The 19,079-nt window shown below is 41.8% G+C and carries 10 protein-coding genes; 2 read left to right on the plus strand and 8 right to left on the minus strand.

Features of this window, described 5'->3' with window-relative positions; genetic code table 11:
• Positions 1-21: 21 nt before the first annotated feature.
• From CLI64_RS15110 to CLI64_RS15125, 4 genes are all read right to left on the minus strand, one after another.
• Positions 22-5,952, minus strand: a complete 5,931-nt coding sequence (locus CLI64_RS15110) for an AAA family ATPase (protein ID WP_103137984.1) — start codon at positions 5,950-5,952, stop codon at positions 22-24.
• A gap of 186 nt (positions 5,953-6,138) precedes the next feature.
• A complete protein-coding gene (locus tag CLI64_RS15115; RefSeq protein WP_103137985.1) occupies positions 6,139-8,328 on the minus strand; it encodes a tetratricopeptide repeat protein in 2,190 nt (729 codons plus the stop codon).
• A gap of 116 nt (positions 8,329-8,444) precedes the next feature.
• The gene (locus CLI64_RS15120) at positions 8,445-9,221 is read right to left on the minus strand and encodes a PP2C family serine/threonine-protein phosphatase (RefSeq protein WP_103137986.1); all 777 of its coding nucleotides are present in this window, start codon (positions 9,219-9,221) and stop codon (positions 8,445-8,447) included.
• Positions 9,222-9,403: 182 nt separating this feature from the next.
• Positions 9,404-10,078 carry a VWA domain-containing protein gene (locus CLI64_RS15125; RefSeq protein ID WP_103137987.1) on the minus strand — a complete coding sequence of 225 codons (675 nt, stop codon included), beginning with the start codon at positions 10,076-10,078 and terminating at the stop codon, positions 9,404-9,406.
• A 505-nt stretch (positions 10,079-10,583) separates the two neighbouring features.
• Between CLI64_RS15125 and CLI64_RS15130 the strand changes: the two genes are divergently transcribed.
• Positions 10,584-11,975 (plus strand): response regulator, encoded by a 1,392-nt coding sequence (locus CLI64_RS15130; RefSeq protein WP_103137988.1) that lies wholly within the window; start codon positions 10,584-10,586, stop codon positions 11,973-11,975.
• A gap of 286 nt (positions 11,976-12,261) precedes the next feature.
• Here CLI64_RS15130 and CLI64_RS15135 read toward each other — a convergent pair whose 3' ends face one another.
• Positions 12,262-14,259, minus strand: a complete 1,998-nt coding sequence (locus tag CLI64_RS15135) for a protein-arginine deiminase family protein (protein WP_103137989.1) — start codon at positions 14,257-14,259, stop codon at positions 12,262-12,264.
• An 800-nt stretch (positions 14,260-15,059) separates the two neighbouring features.
• Between CLI64_RS15135 and CLI64_RS15140 the strand changes: the two genes are divergently transcribed.
• The gene (locus tag CLI64_RS15140) at positions 15,060-15,881 is read left to right on the plus strand and encodes an NADPH-dependent oxidoreductase (protein ID WP_103137990.1); all 822 of its coding nucleotides are present in this window, start codon (positions 15,060-15,062) and stop codon (positions 15,879-15,881) included.
• Between the two features lie 87 nt (positions 15,882-15,968).
• On the opposite strand, the gene CLI64_RS15145 is transcribed toward CLI64_RS15140, so the two are convergent.
• The 3 genes from CLI64_RS15145 to CLI64_RS15155 form a co-directional block, all read right to left on the minus strand.
• Positions 15,969-16,718, minus strand: a complete 750-nt coding sequence (locus CLI64_RS15145; protein WP_103137991.1) for an SDR family NAD(P)-dependent oxidoreductase — start codon at positions 16,716-16,718, stop codon at positions 15,969-15,971.
• A 298-nt stretch (positions 16,719-17,016) separates the two neighbouring features.
• Positions 17,017-17,616, minus strand: a complete 600-nt coding sequence (locus tag CLI64_RS15150) for a thioredoxin family protein (RefSeq protein WP_103137992.1) — start codon at positions 17,614-17,616, stop codon at positions 17,017-17,019.
• Between the two features lie 72 nt (positions 17,617-17,688).
• Positions 17,689-18,603 (minus strand): TauD/TfdA family dioxygenase, encoded by a 915-nt coding sequence (locus tag CLI64_RS15155; RefSeq protein WP_103137993.1) that lies wholly within the window; start codon positions 18,601-18,603, stop codon positions 17,689-17,691.
• Positions 18,604-19,079: the final 476 nt, after the last annotated feature.

Here is a 19,079-nt window from a genome sequence, read left to right on the forward strand (position 1 = left end):
TCAGCACTATCAATCGTGGAATTACACGGGAATTTGTATTGTGAACTCACTTCCTTTACCTAACTCAGAATGTACACTTAAGCTACCGCCATGTTTCTCTACCACAATTTGACGGGCGATCGCTAATCCCAATCCTGTGCCTTTTCCTACAGCTTTGGTAGTAAATAAATGGTCAAATATTTTTCCTTGCACCTCTTGTGTCATTCCTTTGCCATTATCACGGATACGGATATACACTTGGTTTGATATCACTTCCGTACTGATAGTAATTATTTGGGGATTGGCTTCTAGTTTTGGGAAGGATTGAGTTTGTGCCATTTCGTCAAACATATCGATGGCATTGGCCAGGATATTCATAAACACTTGGTTTAACTGTCCAGGGAAGCACTCGATTGGGGGTAAATCGCCAAACTCTTGTATGACTTGAATTGCTGGACGGTGTTCATTGGCTTTGAGGCGATATTTCAAAATTAATAAGGTGCTATCGAGTCCCTCATGGAGATTGGCAAAGACTTTGTATTCGGTATCAGCACGGGAGAAGCTACGGAGGCTATTACTGATATTTGTGATGCGATTTGTTGCTCCTTTCATCGACTTGAGTAACTTGAGTAAGTCTTCGGAAAGAAATTCTAAGTCGATAGCTTCGGCATTGTCTTGAATTGCCTGGACTGGTTGGGGATAGTGCTGTTGATAAAGAGTTAAATGTCCCAGTAAATCTTTGACGTAATCTTGGCCATTGGTGATACTGCCATTGAGGAAACCAATGGGGTTGTTGATTTCATGGGCAACCCCAGCTACCAGATTTCCCAGGGATGCCATTTTTTCGCTTTGTAGGACTTGCAATTGAGTATTTTGCAGTTCAATATCTGCCTGATGGCGTTCAATGGCAATACGGGCAAGATAGGTGGCAACTTCCATGAGTTTGCGATCGTGCAGGGTAAATTCACCAGCTACGGGCTGATACATGGCCAGGGTAGCCAGCACCTGTCCTTCCGCACCTAAAATTGGTGTTGAGGCACAAGCCCGCAAACCAAAGTCTAAGGCGACTCGATAATTAGCCCACAAGGGATCGGTGGCAATATCTGTCACAGTGACAGATGCTTTGCAATAAGCAGCAGTTCCACAAGAGCCAACCTCTGGGCCAATTTTAATGCCGTCAACTAACACATTGTAGGCTGCTGGCAAACTGGGTGCTGCGCCATAACGTAATCGCCCTTCGGCATCAATCAGCAAAAAGGAACAATAGGCTGGATGGCGAGCTTGGCTTTCAATGGATCGGGCAGTTGCTGCCAAAATAGTGTTTAGGGAAACCCCTTGGGCAATCAATGCCAAAATTTGCTGTTGTCCGTTAGAGAGTGCCAAGACTTCTGCTAAATCCTGGGACTTTTGTCGAGCATCTTGGAGTGAGTGTTCCAATTGTTGATAGAGTCGGGCATTTTCCAGGGAAATGGCAGCTTGGGTACAAAGAAAATTGAGAATTAAAATCCGCTCTGCGGTAAATACTCCACAAGTGAGTTGATTATTGAGATATAAAATGCCAATTAAATGCCCTTGATGGAGTAGGGGAAAACATAGTATGCTTTTGGGCTGCTGTCGTCTGAGATAGTCACCAATCACAGGTAAGGTAGTTTCCATGTTGTCAATCACCACAAATTCTTGGGTGTTTTTGACATACTGAATCAGCTTTATTGGTACATGGGGATGATTGGTGAGTGGTTCAGCACAAAGTTGTGTTTCGTTGGGAGTGGCGATCGCTTGCACTTGCCATTCTCCAGTCTCACTCAGCAACATCAAGGCACAACGATCTGCTCCTGAATTTTGCAGAATGATTTGGGTGAGTTGATGTAGAAGTTCATCAAACTGAATTGTGCTAGAAAGTGCTTGAGAGGCTTTGAGGATAGCAGCAAAATCAAGGGAGTAGTTAATTTTGGTACTACTGGAACTTTTAAGGGTACTGCTATGATTAGATATACTTGTGGGGGAGATCGTTGCTAAGGTACTCAAAATGCTCGTAGATGCTTGTGTCTGTTGCAAGATGGAACTGAGCAGATGGGGATAGCTGGTTTCCAGGTTGATCACTTTGGCTTTAGCTCCCCATCGGGCATAACAGTAGTAGGCTTCTTGCATATAGCCTGCGGCGACTTTTTCTTTCTCCCAGTTAAGATAGAATTTGGCGGCGAGTTCGTTGGCTAAGGCTTCATCTTGAATGAAGCCATTGGCTTTTGCTCCGGCGATGGCGCGATCGTAAGCCTCCACTGCATCGGCTCTATTGCCAATTACTCGGTAACGCTCTGCTTCAATGAGCTGCCAACGGTGTTGATGATTCACCGGAGATAGAGTTGCCCAATAGTGCAATTTTTCTTGATGTTGTTTGACTTTGAGCAGGATGGATTGGCGTTCTTCTACTGGCGTAAATTTTGTAGATTGGGCTAATTGAATCAGCGCGTCAAACCAGAAATAGAGGGGAACTATGAACATACCCACAACCCCATCTAGATACTTAGCCGCTTCGGCAGAGGTTTGAATTGCTTCGGAGTTTTTTGCAAAAATGTAATAAAGAATGCTTTGGTTAAAGAACCAGTAAAATAATGCTGTGCGTTGATTGGTTGCTTGTAGTTGGGGAAGTGATTGTTCTTGGTTAAATATTGTGCCAGTGAGTATGTAGGGTGTTGCCGTCTCACCTAGTAAATTCAGAGTTGTTTGTTGATAGATTTCTTGGAATGGTAAAGAGAATGCTAGCTTATACTGAATAATTGTTTGGCGGTAAGCCTCCATCGTTTTAACAATTTCTGTTAAGTTCTGCCCCTGATGATAAGCATAAGTACAGTAAGTAACAGCATTACAACCGAGTGCTTCTATATCTCCAGATTCCAGGCTATGATGATAGGCTGCTTGCAAGCAAGGAACTATTTCCGATAAGCCGACTTTCCAATGCTTAATGTAAGTATTAACCACATATCCAGAACGACCTCGGAAAGATTTTGCTTGGAATCTTTCCAATAAACTTAATGCCAATTCGCCAAAATTGTAACCATTGGTAATATCGCCCATAATGCCACAGAGGACTATACCATAGTCACCATAAGTAAATATTGAGACAGGGGCGTTACCTGATTTGATAGATAGTTCAACTTGCTTGAAAATCAGCAACAGCATTAAGTTAGGTGATGTCACATAGGCAGCAGGTGTTAAAATTGTCAATATATTCATCGCTGCCAAAAGATGGGGGTCAGACATTATTGGCAGATCAAGTAAACTCTGGGGTGGTTTATCAATCCAATGCGATCGCGCTTTCTCGTATGCTTTTTGAATATCTTCCTGGGTTGGCTGCTGTGGAAATTCAATCCCTAACTGTTGTAAAACCTGTAACCCAATATTGAGCGAATCCAGGAGTTTTCCTTGGGCTTTAGCTGCCATAATCCGAGTTTGCTGCACTTTGATGGTATCGAGCAGGTTTTGAGCCTGTTGCAGCACTAAATCAGCCCACTTTTCCATCTGCTCAAAATCTGTATTGAGATAGCTGGCTTCTGCCATTTCTTCGTGCAGTGCGAGAGAAAGAGAATAGTGGCTTTCCCAAGCTGTTTTCGGTAGTAACTCAATTCCCGTAGACAAATAGGCGATCGCTGCTTCATAGGCGGTAGAGGTCTTTGCTTTTCGCCCCGCTTCCAGGTTCAACTGTGCTAAATCTTCTCGTTCTTGCGGTTGTGAAATTAATGCTCTGCCGATATTCAAATGATTGACAATTTCAAACAATCGTTCTTCACGTTCGTTATTTGCAGACTTCTGAAGCAATAACTGCCCGATTTTCAGGTGAGTAATCTGTTTAAGAGCTTGTGGAATCAAAGAATAAGCAGCCTGCTGGACACGGTCGTGGAGAAAGCGATAATTGCAGTTTTCCTGTAGAGTATGGGGAGTTGCTGGCGTGGGAGATAAATAAAATTTGTACAAATCGCTATGGGGGAGAATCAACCCCGCCTGTAAGGCTTGCCAAAGTTGTGTCGCCACCTCGGCCGGGGATTGCCGAGAAACAATCGCCAATGTAGTTAAATCAAACTGCGCGCCCATACAAGCCGCCAATTTTAAAATCTCTTGGGTGGCTGCCGGCAACTTTTGCAACTGCTGCGCCATCAATTCCACCACATCATCAGTCAAAGCCGCATCTTGCACCTGCACAATATCACACTGCCAATACCCGGCATTCGCGTCAAAGTGAATTAACTGGTCTTGATGTAATGCCTGGAGAAATTGGGTAGCAAAGAAGGGATTCCCCTGGGTTTTCTGCATCACCAGTTGGGTCAGTGGTTGCACCACAGATGTGGGAGCATGAAGAGTATCGGCAATCAGGTGATTGAGACTGCTAAAACTCAGTGGTTGTAGAGTCATGGTGTGGATTTTTGCCCCTGCCTTTTCCATCCCACTTAGAGTCAACATCAACGGATGGGCGGCAAACACCTCATTATCCCGATATGCCCCTAACAGTAATAAACAGCCCGTTTGCGACTCCGACATTAATACCTGAATCAAATTCAAGGAAGCGGAATCTGCCCATTGCAAATCATCGACAAACATCACTAACGGATGTGCTGGGGCGGTAAAGACTTGCATAAACCTGTGAAACAACAAGTTAAACCGATTTTGGGCGGCTGTTCCTGATAGTTCTGGTGCTGGGGGTTGTCTGCCAATAATTCTTTCTAGTTCGGGAATCAGTTCTACAATCACTTGGGCATTTTCTCCCAATGCGGCGAGAATCTGATGTTTCCAGTGTTGCAATTGGGTATCGCTTTCGCTTAACAGTTGCCCAACTAAGTCTCGGAAGCCTTGCACAAAGGCTGAGAAGGGAATGTTGCGATTAAATTGGTCAAATTTGCCTTTGATGAAGTAACCCCGTTGTTTGACAATCGGCTTCTGTACTTCGTTGACTACGGCTGTTTTACCGATGCCGGAAAATCCCGCTACTAGCATCATTTCTGATGTGCCTTGGGCGACCCGTGCAAAAGCGTCCAGTAGTAACTGGACTTCGGTTTCTCGACCGTAGAGTTGTTCGGGGATGAGGAAGCGATCGCATAAATCCCTTTGTCCTAAGTCGAATGGGGCAATTGACTGTGTTTGTTGCCACTGGCTGTAACATACCTCTAAGTCATGCTGGAGTCCCAAGGCACTTTGGTAACGGTCTTCGGCGTTTTTGGCCATGAGTTTGGCGACGATTGCCCCCAAGATTGGGGGTATATCAGTGTTTATCTCATGAACAAATGTAGCAATTTTGGCGATGTGACAATGGACTAATTCTAGGGGGTCGTCTGCGAGGAAGGGTAGGCGACTTGTGAGTAGTTGATACAGGGTGATGCCTAGGGCATAAAAGTCACTGCGGTAATCGATACCGCGATTCATGCGTCCGGTTTGTTCGGGGGCGAGGTAGGCTAGGGTGCCTTCTAGGGTGCTGGGGTTTTGGATTTGGGGGGTTTCTTTGGGCAGTAGGGTGGCGATGCTCAGGTCGATGAGTTTAATTTGTTTTGATTGGGGATGTATGAGGATGTTGGCGGGTTTAATGTCTTTGTGGATGACTCGATGTTGGTGTAGTTGGTGGAGAATCTCGGCTAGTTGGATGGCGATGGCTAAAGTGTCTGTGAGGTCTAGGGATTGCTGCTGGATGTATGTTTCTAGGGATATTCCTCCCCAGTCTGCCATGATCAGGGCGTAGCTGTTGCCATAGGGTTCTAGACTTAGGGGTGGGATGATGCCTGTGATTGGTAGATTTTTGGCGATCGCATATTGGTTGCGAAATTGTACTAATTCGCCAAATGTGGGGTATTCTTGTTGCAGCACCTTAATTACGACTGGCAATTTCTGACTTTCTCGTATGGCTCTATACACGGCAGTACGTGACCCCCGGTAAATTTGTTCTGTGATTGTGTAGCCAGAAATTTCCGGGAATTTTGCTGCTTGTGGTGTCATAAGCTCGATGACTGATACACTTGGGCGAATTATTTCTATTATTACAATGCCCAAATGTGTCCAAAACTTAACACTTTTGGCTCTATTTCCTCAACCCATAAGACCAATTCAGATACCCGACTTTTTCCAAAAGTCGGGTACCTATAACCTCTCATAATTTGTGTGGCAGACTACTAAGAACGGGTATTACTGGTTAGTGCTGATGTATCCCAACATAGCAGAACTTTGGAATAAAGCATTACATTTGCTTTCTTCGACAATACAGATACTACTGAGGGCTTGTTGATAAACTTCTGTATCTTCCTGTTGTAAAGAAAGTTGGGCGGCTAGTTGTAAATCTTCAATGGCTTTGGTGTATTGGGGGTCAGATTTATTACCTGTTAGTTGCACAATTTCATAGCGCACCATCCCCCGTTTGAGGTAAACTTTGGCGAGTTTGTCGTTAATTTTTAAGGCTTGGTCAAAGTCAACTATCGCCTGTTGGTATTGTTGCACAGAGTTGTTACTATATTGGGCGATTTGATAGCGGACAGAACCACGTTGAAAATAAGCTTCGGATTTAGCGGCGTTGAGTTTCAAGGCTTGGTCAAAATCTGCGATCGCTTCTTGATATTCTTGGAGCGTATCGCTACTGTATTTAGCAATTTGGGAGTAAACAATCCCTCTTCTGATATAGGCTTCGGCTTCTTTGTCGTTGAGACTCAAAGCTTGGTTAAAATCTGCGATCGCCAGTTTATATTCTTTATCGGGGTCGTTGCTATATTCTGCCATCATATAGCGTGCATTGCCTCGATTGACAAAGGCTTTGATTTCCTGGGGATTCAGTTGTAATGCCGCACTGTAGTCTGCTAGCGCGCCTTCGTAGTCTTTGAGATTGTAACGAGCATTACCCCGATTTACATAGGCTTTGCTGTTGTTGGGTTCTTTTTGGATGGCTTGGGTAAAGTTGTCTGCCGCCTGTTTATAGTCTCGCACTTGGTAAGCTGCATGACCTTGCTGGTAATAATCAGCAAAACTTAAGGTAGGAGGATTAACATTAGGCTGTGTAATTAAGCTTTGCTGGGCATAATGATTCCGTGACACCAACGGACGGGTTAATTTCATCATCACATCTAAGTATCCCAATACCCCAAACCCCAACAAGCAACAGACTACAGGATATAGTCGCTTTCTCAGACGGCGGCGTTTTGGTGCAGCACTAGGGTTAGTGGATGGCCAGTTGCTTTGGTATAAAGGCATGACTGGCAATGGTAAACCAATAGGTTGCGTCGGTGGAGAGTAGCGTCTTTTTTTGGTGGTGGTACGGGGGCGTAAATGTTCTTTTCTTTCTATCGCCTGCACGGAAGGGAAAGGATCTCTACCACCCAAGCGGACTGATCTTTCACACCAAGGACAACTATGGAGGTGATTACTGTAGCGATGCTGGTGATTCGCACTACAAACAGTCAAAGAGTCTTCCGCTTCTGCGAGGGCGGATAACCAAGCTTGAGCTGTAGGACGCTGTTGGGGGGCGTAATGTCCATCCTCAAAGCACTGCACAAACAGTTGTTGCAATCGAGGATGCAGAATTTCCCAAGGTGGGGCAATGGGTGTAGGCAGATAAGGGACTTTGCGCTGTTGACTGTAGGTGAAATGTCCAGCCGCAATTCTGGCTTCGTAGGGTGGTGGTTCAGCAACGCCTTGGTAAATCCCAGAGAAAGGATGTGTACCTTCCATTAATAATTGGAAGATTAACACCCCTAAGCCAAAGACATCATGACTTAAATCGCGATCGTGGTGAGCAAAGATTTTATTCTGTAACTCTGGGGGTGTAAATTCCGGTTTACCCACCGGACACCGATACACCATATCGTTTTCTGAGTCACGCACTTGGAAAGAATCCGTATCTACCAAGGTAACTAAGGCTGTGTCACTAACGAGAATATTCGACTCATTGACATCGCCTACACAGTAACCACTATTATGTAAAGCGGCAAAAGCCGCCGCTAAGTTGCGAGCTGTCCGCAGCAAATACTGATAATTAAACAACGGGCAGTGTTGGCGGCGAGTTCTGGGGTTGTAAAAGTCAATGATGGGACGCATTCCCCGAATGCGGGGCATTAAAAATCCCACAATGCTTTTACTGTCATCCGTCCCCCACAATAATTCCTGTGGCCAGGCAATGGAAATATGCCCCAGATTTGCCGTTGGGTTTTCCGGTGGGTTAGCCAGCATCGCCCGTAGTTTATGGGCATGAGCGACTGTTGATTTGTGATAAACCTTAGCGACTAAATCACCTGCGGATGGTACAGCATAAATACAAGCTTCACCACCGCGCCCCAAACTGACGCTAAGACTGAGAATTTCTTCCTGGGGAAGATAACGTAGTACCTTCATGATCAATCACGGTTAAGGGTTTATTGGGGACTGGGGACTGGGGACTGGGAACTGGGCATTATTTCTGTTTTCCTACTCTCCCTGCTCCCTTGCACCCTGCTCCCTTGCCCCTTGCTTTACAAAAGGGCAGCTAAAATCAGGGTTAAGTCGTCATCAGTACGTTGGGTAATGCGCTCAGAGCCTAAAAACTTCACTAACTGTTCTTTTGCTTCCGTTTTATCTTCTGTTTTTTCCACAAAATCGAATAAAGGCAAAAAGAACGGTTTGTGAGGTTCGCCAACAACCATATTCAAAGCCAGCATTTGTAGTCCATCGGTGAGGACTCCAAGATTTACTATGGCTTCACGCCACAGTCTCATTTGCGCTGTCTCTAAAGCACCTGGTGAAGTCAAAAAAGTCGTCTCGTTAATATATTCGCCGTTATTGGGGATGGTTAGGGCTAGTAAGTTGCCCATGCGATCCTTTGCTACTGCTAAACCATCACCAATTTGCACAGCTGCGACCATTTCTGGGGAGGCGATCGCAATAATTAAGGTAGTTGCTAAATCCTGGGGCTGTTTTTGACAAGCCGCCGCTTCATCTTCCACAGCTTTTTTCGCGGCTAGTAAGGCATCAGTTAACAGCCATTGCACTGTTTCATCTTCAGCTAAGGAGTCTTTAGTTATATTTTTCAGCGAAAGGTTTTCTATGGCTGTTTCTACAGCTACCATCGCACCGACTTTCCCTTGGCTGGCAGAACCCGCACCATCTGCGGCGGCTGCTACTAACACGTTATCAGGCAATAGTTGCCAGTGGTGGGCATCCTGACACAGCTGCTTATTTTTGATGTGGCTTGTACCACAGACAGAGGCGGCGACTACCTGCCAATGAGGGTTCTGTTTTGATGTTTTCATATATTTGTTCTGTCAGCTAGCTGTGAAAGTGTCAAGCCGCAATCTAGCTAGAAAGGGGGGTAAGGGTTTAGGGGTGTAAGGGTATGAGGGTGTAAGGGTAAAAAGATTTTCATGTTTGATGAGCAAGCATTATTTCTTTTTACTTTTTACTTTTACCTTTTACCTTTTGCCTTTTGCCTTTTCTAGATAGAACCCCAGCCAATTGGCGGTAGTGCGATTTGCTCATCTATCTGCGAATGGGAAACTGCCGACATACTAGCCGATAACCAAACAAACATTTCAATAAAATTCAGCCCTTTGAGTTTTAAAGGTGTGCGGACGGCGATTTGATTGAGGCGCATCATATTCGCGTTTTCTACACCCACGCTAAAAAAGGCTACACGTTTATTTGCTTCATCTCCTTGCAAACGAATTGCCGCTTGCTCGACTAAATGATCTAGTTCGCCTTGTGGCTCTCCATCAGTAATCATAAAGACCCACGGGCGATAATAGGCGATACCATGAGCGCGATACAAAGATTTACGCTCCTGCACCATATCTAAGGCTTTATGAATACCTGCACCCATACTAGTTAATCCTTGGGCTGTCAAAATCGGCGGATTAAATTGATCGGCGGTGACAAAATCTTGCACTACATTGATATGACTATCAAAGGTGACGATCGCAATTTCTACTCGTCTGGCTGCTATGGAATTTTTGACTAATTCATCTTTCAAACTCAGCAAGCCCTGGTTAAGAGCTTCTATGGCATTACCTTGCATTGAACCAGACGTATCAAGTAACAACACACAAGGACAACGTGGTTCTGGATTCTCTGCAAATTCTACTACTTCATCTAGGGTTAATGTATCACTCATAACGTTTTGTGTTATGTTATAGTCCAAAGCTCTATTTTCCTTTTTTCAAAGTATATATTTTCCACAGTGGAAGCCAAAAAAATTCATGGTAGATGTTTGATGGTAGCTGATCTAATCTTCATTCAACAAAGCATTTTCACCGCAATTTCTACATCTTTAATGAAATCTTAATCAGGATGCAGATAAAATAGTGAATGGTTCACATTGGAGACATTAATCTATCTACCGAAATTTATATAGAGCAAACATAGAATATAATAAATATTTCCCATTTGCCTACATGAATTTTTAAAGATTTTGTGTGGGATTTTTATTTTTCTATATAGAAATAAAATTTTTCAAGTATCTCTATCAGCATGACAAAAAACTCGTTGTAGCTAAGATAACTTAAAAATAAGAATAGTCAAGAAAGTAAGCATTTTTACAAATTATTGCTAATTACTCAGACAAAAAATTTAGAAAATTTCCCTCCTATTTCCCATTCTTTGTTTGTTCTCTATCAAATATGAATCATTCTGGTACATTTACCACACTACGTCCTCAGAGTTTATTAAGACAACTAGCGAGTTGTTTAGACACCACTTGTTTACAAGCTATGAGTAACTTTGTTACTTGGTCAATTTATCTAGAAAATGGCACAATCACCTATGCGACTCATACAGTAGAACCATTTGACAGATTAGAACGTCATTTGCGTCGCCTCAGTCAACAATTTCCCTTAGTCACTCCGCAGGTGCGTGTCCAGTTACGCTTGCTATTTGAAACTGATTTATACAAACAAATTAACGAGCAGCAAGATTCTGATATCATTCAGCCACCAGATTATCAAGCGATTCGATGGTTAATTAACCAGAAATATTTAGATCAGCAACAGGCTACAGTATTAATTCAAGAATTAGTCAAAGAAGTTATTGAGTCATTCTTGCTCATTAATACTGGTAATTATCAATTAAGTGATTCATCACAAAAGTTACCTGTCATTTGTCGCTTAGATACCACAAGAGTCATAGAACGTTGTCAAAAGAGATTGCAAAATTGGCAGACTTATTTACCAAAATTTACTTCTCCATATCAGCGTCCCTATTTGTTGCTAAATCATACAATCCCTGGTAAAACTACTCCCGAATTGCAACCCCAATTAACTTACTGGATGAAGGGTTTTAGTCTGCGTCATCTCGCTATCATTATGAATCAAGATGAAATGCAACTAGCACAATATTTATACCCTTACATCATTGCAGGGGAGATTATTTTACATGAACCAGATCCGCCATTTGATCAGTTACCCAAAGTGGTGACAGAATTACCAGAAGCTCCTGAATATACAACAGCATTGTTAGAGAAAAAGTTAGTTGAGACAGTTGTAGAACTCAGTAGCAATGCTACTCCTATCACCCCAATTGTAGAGATCGAAAATGTGGCTATTGTCAAGCGATCGCAGATTTCCACTTCTACAACAGCAACCAACAAAGAACTAAATAACACGAACTCTTCTCCTGAAAGAGTAATTCCCGCTACCGTTACTCCAGAAAAACTCTACAAAATCGTATCTGTAGATGACAGTCCCACAATTTTAAAAGAAATTAGTTATTTTTTAGAAACAGAAAACTTCACTGTCATTACCATTAGTGACCCCTTAAAAGCGGCGATGTCAATTATTAGACACAAGCCAGACTTAATTTTATTAGATTTGAATATGGCGGGAATTGATGGTTATGAATTGTGCCGGATTATCCGTAATAATTCGATGTTTAAAAATACGCCGATTATTTTTGTTACAGGCTATAAAGGCATAGTAGATAAAGTCAAAGCCAGATTAGTAGGTGCGTCAGGATACCTAACTAAACCATTTACCCGTGCGGAATTGTTGAAAATGGTGTTTATGCACTTGACGTGATAGGGATTGGGGACGAATCAATTCAAAATTCAAAATACCTTTACAGGAAGCAAGCTACAAAATTCAAAATGAAGAAGAGTTGGGGACTGGGGACAAGGTAGACAAAGAAGAATTTATTTCCTAACTCACGCCTGATGTGAATTAGAAAAACCTTAGATATCCAAAAAATAGCCGATGCTGGGAGCTAATGAGACTCGGTAGGGGCGGGTTAATCAAATATCATGAACAATTAACGATGATCTCGGTGAACCCGCCTCTACAAATGTTTACTCCCCACTCAGCACTCTTAACTAAAAAACGTATCCTCAATCTCCCACCATTTTTGGGTAAAAGGTTGGCGACGTGTATTAGTTCCGCAATGAATTTCGCCTCGTTTGCGGAAGTAGGGTTCCCAATCATCGATAAAGTGACAAACTAAACCCCAAGGTTCTAAAACTTGTCGTACATAAGCCTCAAATTGACATTGATGATCCAACTTCGGCCCAAATGGTTTGGGAATACCAAGGTGCTGATTAAGGACAATCATGTTAACCATATTTGGTAAAAAAGTTTCTGCTCTCCCATAGCCATCATCTCTAAATAAAGCAGGTAGTTCAATAATATCTTCGTCGCTTAATTCTAATTCTTGTTTAAGGATTTCTCGATTCCAATTAATGTGTTCTTGAAATTGTTGATTTTGGTTAGTTAAATCTTGATTATCAAGAATGTCTGCAACAGTAATATCGGCTGGTTTTCTGTCGAGTTTTTTGCCTTCTCTTAATAATAATTGACCATGACCTTGCTCTCGTAGATGCTTGAGAATGTTATGAGCTTGGTGGGGACTGGCTAATAGTAATTTAAATCCTTTAGCGGTAGGCGCAGGAACAAATGTCATAAACTCATCAATATGTCCTACACTCAGCCAGTCCGAAAAGATTTCTAGGGGTGCTTGAATTTTTTGAGCATAGAGAAAATCTCGCAATACTCTTAACATCCGCCGTGGTTCGGGGATAATATCCTTGCGAGTGCCGCCGAAAATCAACCGCCCCAAGGGATAGTGAACACCTTTAACTGTAACTGGCGGAGAAACTTCTAAATTGCCAAAAGAGTCTAATTTTGTGGCTAAATAGCGACTCTTACGGGTGAGATAACCAAAGTCAATTCCTAATAGTTTGCGTTTAGGAAATTCTGCGAGTCCGCGATCGCGTGGAGAATCAAAGACGACGGGAAGTAGATGTCCTGGGGCTTGAGTGTAACCAATTTCAATCTCGTCTTGCACCCAGGGATCATCTTGATGAAACTCATAGGGGATAATATCAAGTTGGGCGTTGGCTTGAGCAACAACTTTTCTCAGTTCATCAATAAATTCTTTGTTCTCGCCACTAGATAACCGTGAAACAAATACTGTAATTGGCGATAAAGTATTAGGAGTCATGATCCAAGGTGCAACTCGAAATACTACGCGATCGCTATACACAGATTTACCATCTTTGACCAGGCTTAAACTAATTTCAACTAAGCCGTCAAAATCAAAATCAGGATAACTCAATCCTTCAATGGCTAAAATAATATCCCGATCAGTATCCCTAATTCTCGCTCTAGAAATACCAGGGCCAATTAACTCATAGCCGTCTCGATCTAATTCATCATAAATGCGAATGCGTTGGGCAGTATCTTTACTAACTGATAACTCTAGTTCATATCCAGCAGGTAAATTTCTCAACCCAGCTTTACGCACAATCATGAAGCTAAAATCTTTCAGGTCAAGTAGTCCTTGAATTAAACTCGCTTCGTGATCACTCCGACTATCAGAATAGACGATATCGCGATCGCTATTCACTAATAAAACTGCACCATGACCATTACTTCCCCATTCCCAATCACTTTTATGGGGGTTGTTAGCTTCAATAATCCCGTCTCTATCAGCATCAACATCAAGACAAACTTGCACCGCCGTCAAATCAATCCGCAATTGTTTGAGCAGACTACCATGATCATCTTGAAAAGTAATTTGTAAACTCCGGTCAGCAATCTGATCACTAAAGGTTCTAGCTAGGAGATAAATTTGCGGAACTTGTGTGAGAAACAAGGGAGTTTGTGTAGAAATTGATTGGTGATGATCACCCAATAATTCTATTTCTCCTGTTGTTTTGAAAATCACAACTGTACTTTGTGGTGGAGCCAGTGTTTTTAAAGCAATTTGCACTAGTCTACCAACTACCAGTACATCTTCATAGTTACTGCTACGTTTTCTACTACTCAAGCGATGCTCATCTAAGGCTGCCAATTCTAGTAATTCAGTCATAAGATTAATTGAGTTTATCTTGCTATAGAACAGACTTCAACTAACTAAACCACCTTAATCGCTTTGAAACCACTTGGAGGATTTGTTGATTTTTTTTAGAAAAATGAAATATTGCTAAATCTACTGATGTGGTCTCACTGATCCTATACTAATTTCAAAAATTGATAACAATTTGATTAATAAATTTTTCTGATACAAGTAGCCATCATGAACCGCGTACACAAGAAGACATGAAAAAGTCTTTCCCTCACACCCCTTTTTCAATTTAGATATACCACTTATCCCTATTTATGATCACGAACAATCCACAATAATTTTTAATATACTTAATTGATTTTATACACTCTACCTGGAGTGACGCACTTTTGGGAAAAACCCTCTCTTTCTCAATCAGCACTTTGTTCTTATGTTTAAATGTGGCAGGAAAAGCCTATTTACTAAAGTCTTAATAGAATGCTAATATTTTAATTAAATACACTAAATTGATAAACTTATAGTAGATTGCAATGTATTATCAACTTAGCTAACACAGCATTAGGACTAATCAGCTTAATATTTCACATGGTCAAGTGTAAAAATCTATGTTGTAATTTTTATTTCAGCACACGATGATCTATTGGCGAAAACCTTTAACTAGGAGATTTGCCAGTCAAAAGTATTTACTATCAGTTACTTCTATAAAATTGCTGGGAGTGTTTATTACTGGTTTAATCTTCAGTTTTTTATTTACCGTTAAGGAATTGATGCTATTACCTGAGCAATACGCCGCTTTTTCACCTAAAATTCCATAATTTGTAATTATGACTAATCCTACTGATTTACTTCATCGCCGCTATGGTGTAGACGCATTTAATGCAGATATTCCTTGGAATGAGACAATATCTAATTTGCTCTCTCACCGTTCCATCCGCGCTTACCTGAGTGATCCTCTACCAACAAACACTCTGGAAACTTTGATAGCAGCTGCACAATCAGCATCTACTTCTTCTAATCTCCAGACTTGGAGTGTAGTTGCTGTTCAAGATACGACACGCAAAGAGAAGTTATCACAGTTGGCGAATAACCAAGCTCATATTCGCCAGTGTCCTTTATTTTTGGTGTGGTTAGCAGATTTGGCAAGATTAACATACATTGCGGAAAATCAAGGATTACCCCATGAAGGTTTGAATTACCTGGAAATGTTTCTGATGGCGGCTATTGATGCCACATTAGCAGCACAAAATGCTGCGATCGCTGCTGAATCTTTGGGTTTGGGAACAGTCTACATTGGTGCATTACGTAATCGTCCAGAAGCAGTAGCAGAGGTTTTGAATTTACCACCCCATGTTGTTGCGGTGTTTGGGTTATGTGTGGGTTATGCAGATTCATCTATTAATGTAGAAGTGAAACCACGTTTACCCCAAGCGGCGGTATTACATCGGGAGACTTATCAGTTAGAAACACAAAAACAGGAAATTGAACTGTATAACCAAATCATGAAACAATTTTACAGTTCTCAACAGATGAATGTTGGTGGTGATTGGTCAGAACATTCAGCTAAACGCATAGCATTTCCTGAATCTCTATCGGGACGCGATCGCCTGCGAGAAGCCTTGAACAATCTGGGGTTTGAATTGCGTTAACAAAGTGCTTTTAGCATTGCATGGGTATGGGATGAATTTAAACACAAATCATCCCACTAACTCATAGCACCGAATTTTGAATTGATCTTACCGTTCTTGCTGAGTCGGTCGAATCAGAATTTCATTCACATTCACATGGGGTGGCTGAGTTACCGCATAGGCGATCGCATTGGCGATATCTTCACTTTGCAGTGGTGTAATGGCTTTTAATCGTTCTTCAACATTTTTCTTCGCTACGGGATCGGTGACATGATTGTTGATTTCCGTCTCCACCAAACCAGGCTCAATCACCGTGATACGGATGTTATCTTTTAACACTTCCTGGCGTAATGCTTCGGAGATAGCATTAACTCCCCATTTAGTGGCATTATATATCCCAACACCTGCACGAGCTATGCGTCCAGCTACTGATGAGATATTGACGATGTGACCACTACCTTGGGCTTGGAAAATGGGTAAAACAGCATGGGTAGTATAAAGCACACCAAAAACATTGACATCAAACATTCGCCGCCAGTCAGCAGTGTTACCGCCAGCAATATTACCAGTTAATGCCACACCTGCATTGTTCACTAGAATATCCACTCGTCCTAACTCTGCATTTGTTTTGTGGATGAGGTTGTTAGCTTGGGTTTCGTCGGTAACGTCAGTCACAATAGGTAAGGCTTCACCACCATTTTCAGTAATGCGTTTTGCTAATGCAGTCAAGCGATCGCCTCTTCTGGCTGCAATCACTACTTTGGCTCCTTCTGCGGCTAAAGCGATCGCTGTAGCTTCTCCAATTCCTGAAGAAGCACCGGTAACAATAGCTATCTTATTCTCTAGTTTACTTGTCATAATTTACTCCTGAATCATTTACAATGCCATACTTTAGGAGGATTGATTTCATTTTTTGAATCTATAAATTTGTGTTTATCTTAATTATTTATGCTTGGCTAACTTACCTAGTTAATCATAAGAAATTAAGAAAAATATGGCAATTAATTATGATTATTTGAGGTTTAGTAAATTAAGATTCCAGATGTCAACAAAAAATATAGGCATATTCCTCAATATACCTATATTTATCAACAAATGAGGAAGGTGAAGACTAGAGAAATATTCTAATTCAAGAACAGGAAGTAGTAAGGATTCTTCAAACTGCGATCGCTGGATTTTGGAAATATAGAGGTTCATTTCCTGGCTTCCATTTGATGTTACAACCAATGCTAGGTTTCTGCTCTCGGTCTACATCTCGACCAGCTAAAACAGCTGCGATCGCAGCCCGCAAATCTTTGCCAGTTACAGGGATACCATTTTGCGGACGGCTATCGTCTAACTGTCCACGATAGACAAGTTTGCGGTTTTCATCAAACAAAAAGAAGTCAGGAGTACAAGCAGCAAAAAAATCTTTAGCCGTCTTTTGTGTCTCATCAAATAGCAGAGGATAAGTTAAATCTAATTCCTGTGCAAAAACTTTTAAAAATTCCGGTGCATCATCGGGATGAGTATTAACATCATTGGCACTAATCGCCACAATTCCCAGGTTACTTTGTGCATAGTCCTTCCCTAGTTGAGCTAATTCCAACTTAATATGCTGCACAAAAGGACAATGGCGGCTCAAAAATATGACCAACAAAGCTTTCTTATGATCGAAATCTGAGAGACTAACTATCTTACTAGAAACCACATCCGGTAAATAAAAATCAGGTGCTAAAGTACCCAAAGGTAACATTGTCGAAACAGTTCTCACCATAAAACATCAATCCTTACTTAAATCCTGAAACTTTGCGTACCTCTGCGTCGCTTTGCGTTCCTAAAACAGAACTTAAACAGCTACAGCTAGACGCTTGTTATAAGCCGAAGCATCTCCTTTGATAGCCTGACTCTGTTTACCATCAATACCAACCGGAATATCACCCACAATAGTGACTCTCTGCACACGACGAGGTTGATTACCATAATCGGCAATAGCATAGTGTTGAGTGGCGCGATTATCCCAAAATGCCACATCGCCCACTTTCCAACGCCAACGCACCGTATTCTCAGGACGTGTCACATAAGACTGCAACAGTCGGATAATATCATCAGATTCAGTGGTGGATAATCCCCGAATCTGACGCACAAACCCACCGATAAATAATCCCCGTTCTCCAGATTCAGGATGCACTCGCACTACTGGGTGTAAAGTCTCATATACAGTTGATGTAAAAACTTTGCGATAGGCTTTAAGTTCATCAGACAGATTAACTGCTGCTTCTGCATAGTCATAGGCGTTGCTATGAACAGCCCAGAGTTCATCTGCAATTCTACGCAGGTGTTCTGGTAAATCTTGATATGCCGTTACAGAATTAGCCCAAATAGTATCGCCACCATAGGGAGGAATTTCCAAGGCTCGTAAGACAGAACCCAGAGGAGGACGGTCTACAAAAGTTACATCAGTATGCCAATTATTTGCACGAGCAGCAGTTTTCCCATAATCTAAGTCCAAAACCTCTGGATGTTCTGTCAAAGATGGAACTGTCGGATGCGCTGTAGTTATTTCTCCAAAACGGCGCGCAAAAGCTACTTGTCCATTAGCATCAAGGTTTTGATTACGGAAGAAAATTACCTTGTATTGGATGAGAGCCTGACGAATTTCGTGGATAATGTCGTCACTAAGATTTGCACTCAAATCAATTCCTAAAATTTTCGCGCCAATGCGTCCAGCAATTGGTTTAATTTCCAAATGTTGATAAGTCATCGTTCATCCCCAGTCATATAAGTTTTTTCATTAAGTGAAGGTGGGGAGTACCCACCATTGGCGTAAATGTCAGTGAGGGAGAGCATCAGGTACAAAAATTGATATTAAGCGCGGTTATTCGTCGCTCAGTATGTTTTGCTTGTTGTTCAAGCTGTCCATCTGGTGTGTTTGTGGTGTACTGCTACTAGAACAGTAAATACTGTTTGTCTATCGTTTTATCGTGGATTAGCTCTATATTATTACACAGCACTATTCACAGCACAAGTGCTTAGGCAATAAAATATCTGGGCAGCAAAATCTCAGGTTATCTAATTATTAGTTAATCTAATATAAAAATCATCTCCCTAGCATTGCAGCAATTAATGGGCAACAAGAACTTAAGTTACACTATACCTTCTTGCCGGATTATATTTAGTATGCTAACTTTATGAATAACTAAATTTAAGTATTGCTAAAGTTATGCGAAAATTGCTAAA

Source organism: Nostoc sp. CENA543, from assembly GCF_002896875.1.
Lineage (GTDB): Bacteria > Cyanobacteriota > Cyanobacteriia > Cyanobacteriales > Nostocaceae > Trichormus.

Bases quoted from the DNA above. Each gene is read 5' to 3' on its own strand.
- CLI64_RS15145 (WP_103137991.1), bottom strand. From the start codon at position 16,718: ATGACAAGTAAACTAGAGAATAAGATAGCTATTGTTACCGGTGCTTCT.
- CLI64_RS15130 (WP_103137988.1), top strand. From the start codon at position 10,584: ATGAATCATTCTGGTACATTTACCACACTACGTCCTCAGAGTTTATTA.
- CLI64_RS15140 (WP_103137990.1), top strand. From the start codon at position 15,060: ATGACTAATCCTACTGATTTACTTCATCGCCGCTATGGTGTAGACGCA.
- CLI64_RS15115 (WP_103137985.1), bottom strand. From the start codon at position 8,328: ATGAAGGTACTACGTTATCTTCCCCAGGAAGAAATTCTCAGTCTTAGC.
- CLI64_RS15110 (WP_103137984.1), bottom strand. From the start codon at position 5,952: ATGACACCACAAGCAGCAAAATTCCCGGAAATTTCTGGCTACACAATC.
- CLI64_RS15155 (WP_103137993.1), bottom strand. From the start codon at position 18,603: ATGACTTATCAACATTTGGAAATTAAACCAATTGCTGGACGCATTGGC.
- CLI64_RS15150 (WP_103137992.1), bottom strand. From the start codon at position 17,616: ATGGTGAGAACTGTTTCGACAATGTTACCTTTGGGTACTTTAGCACCT.
- CLI64_RS15135 (WP_103137989.1), bottom strand. From the start codon at position 14,259: ATGACTGAATTACTAGAATTGGCAGCCTTAGATGAGCATCGCTTGAGT.
- CLI64_RS15125 (WP_103137987.1), bottom strand. From the start codon at position 10,078: ATGAGTGATACATTAACCCTAGATGAAGTAGTAGAATTTGCAGAGAAT.
- CLI64_RS15120 (WP_103137986.1), bottom strand. From the start codon at position 9,221: ATGAAAACATCAAAACAGAACCCTCATTGGCAGGTAGTCGCCGCCTCT.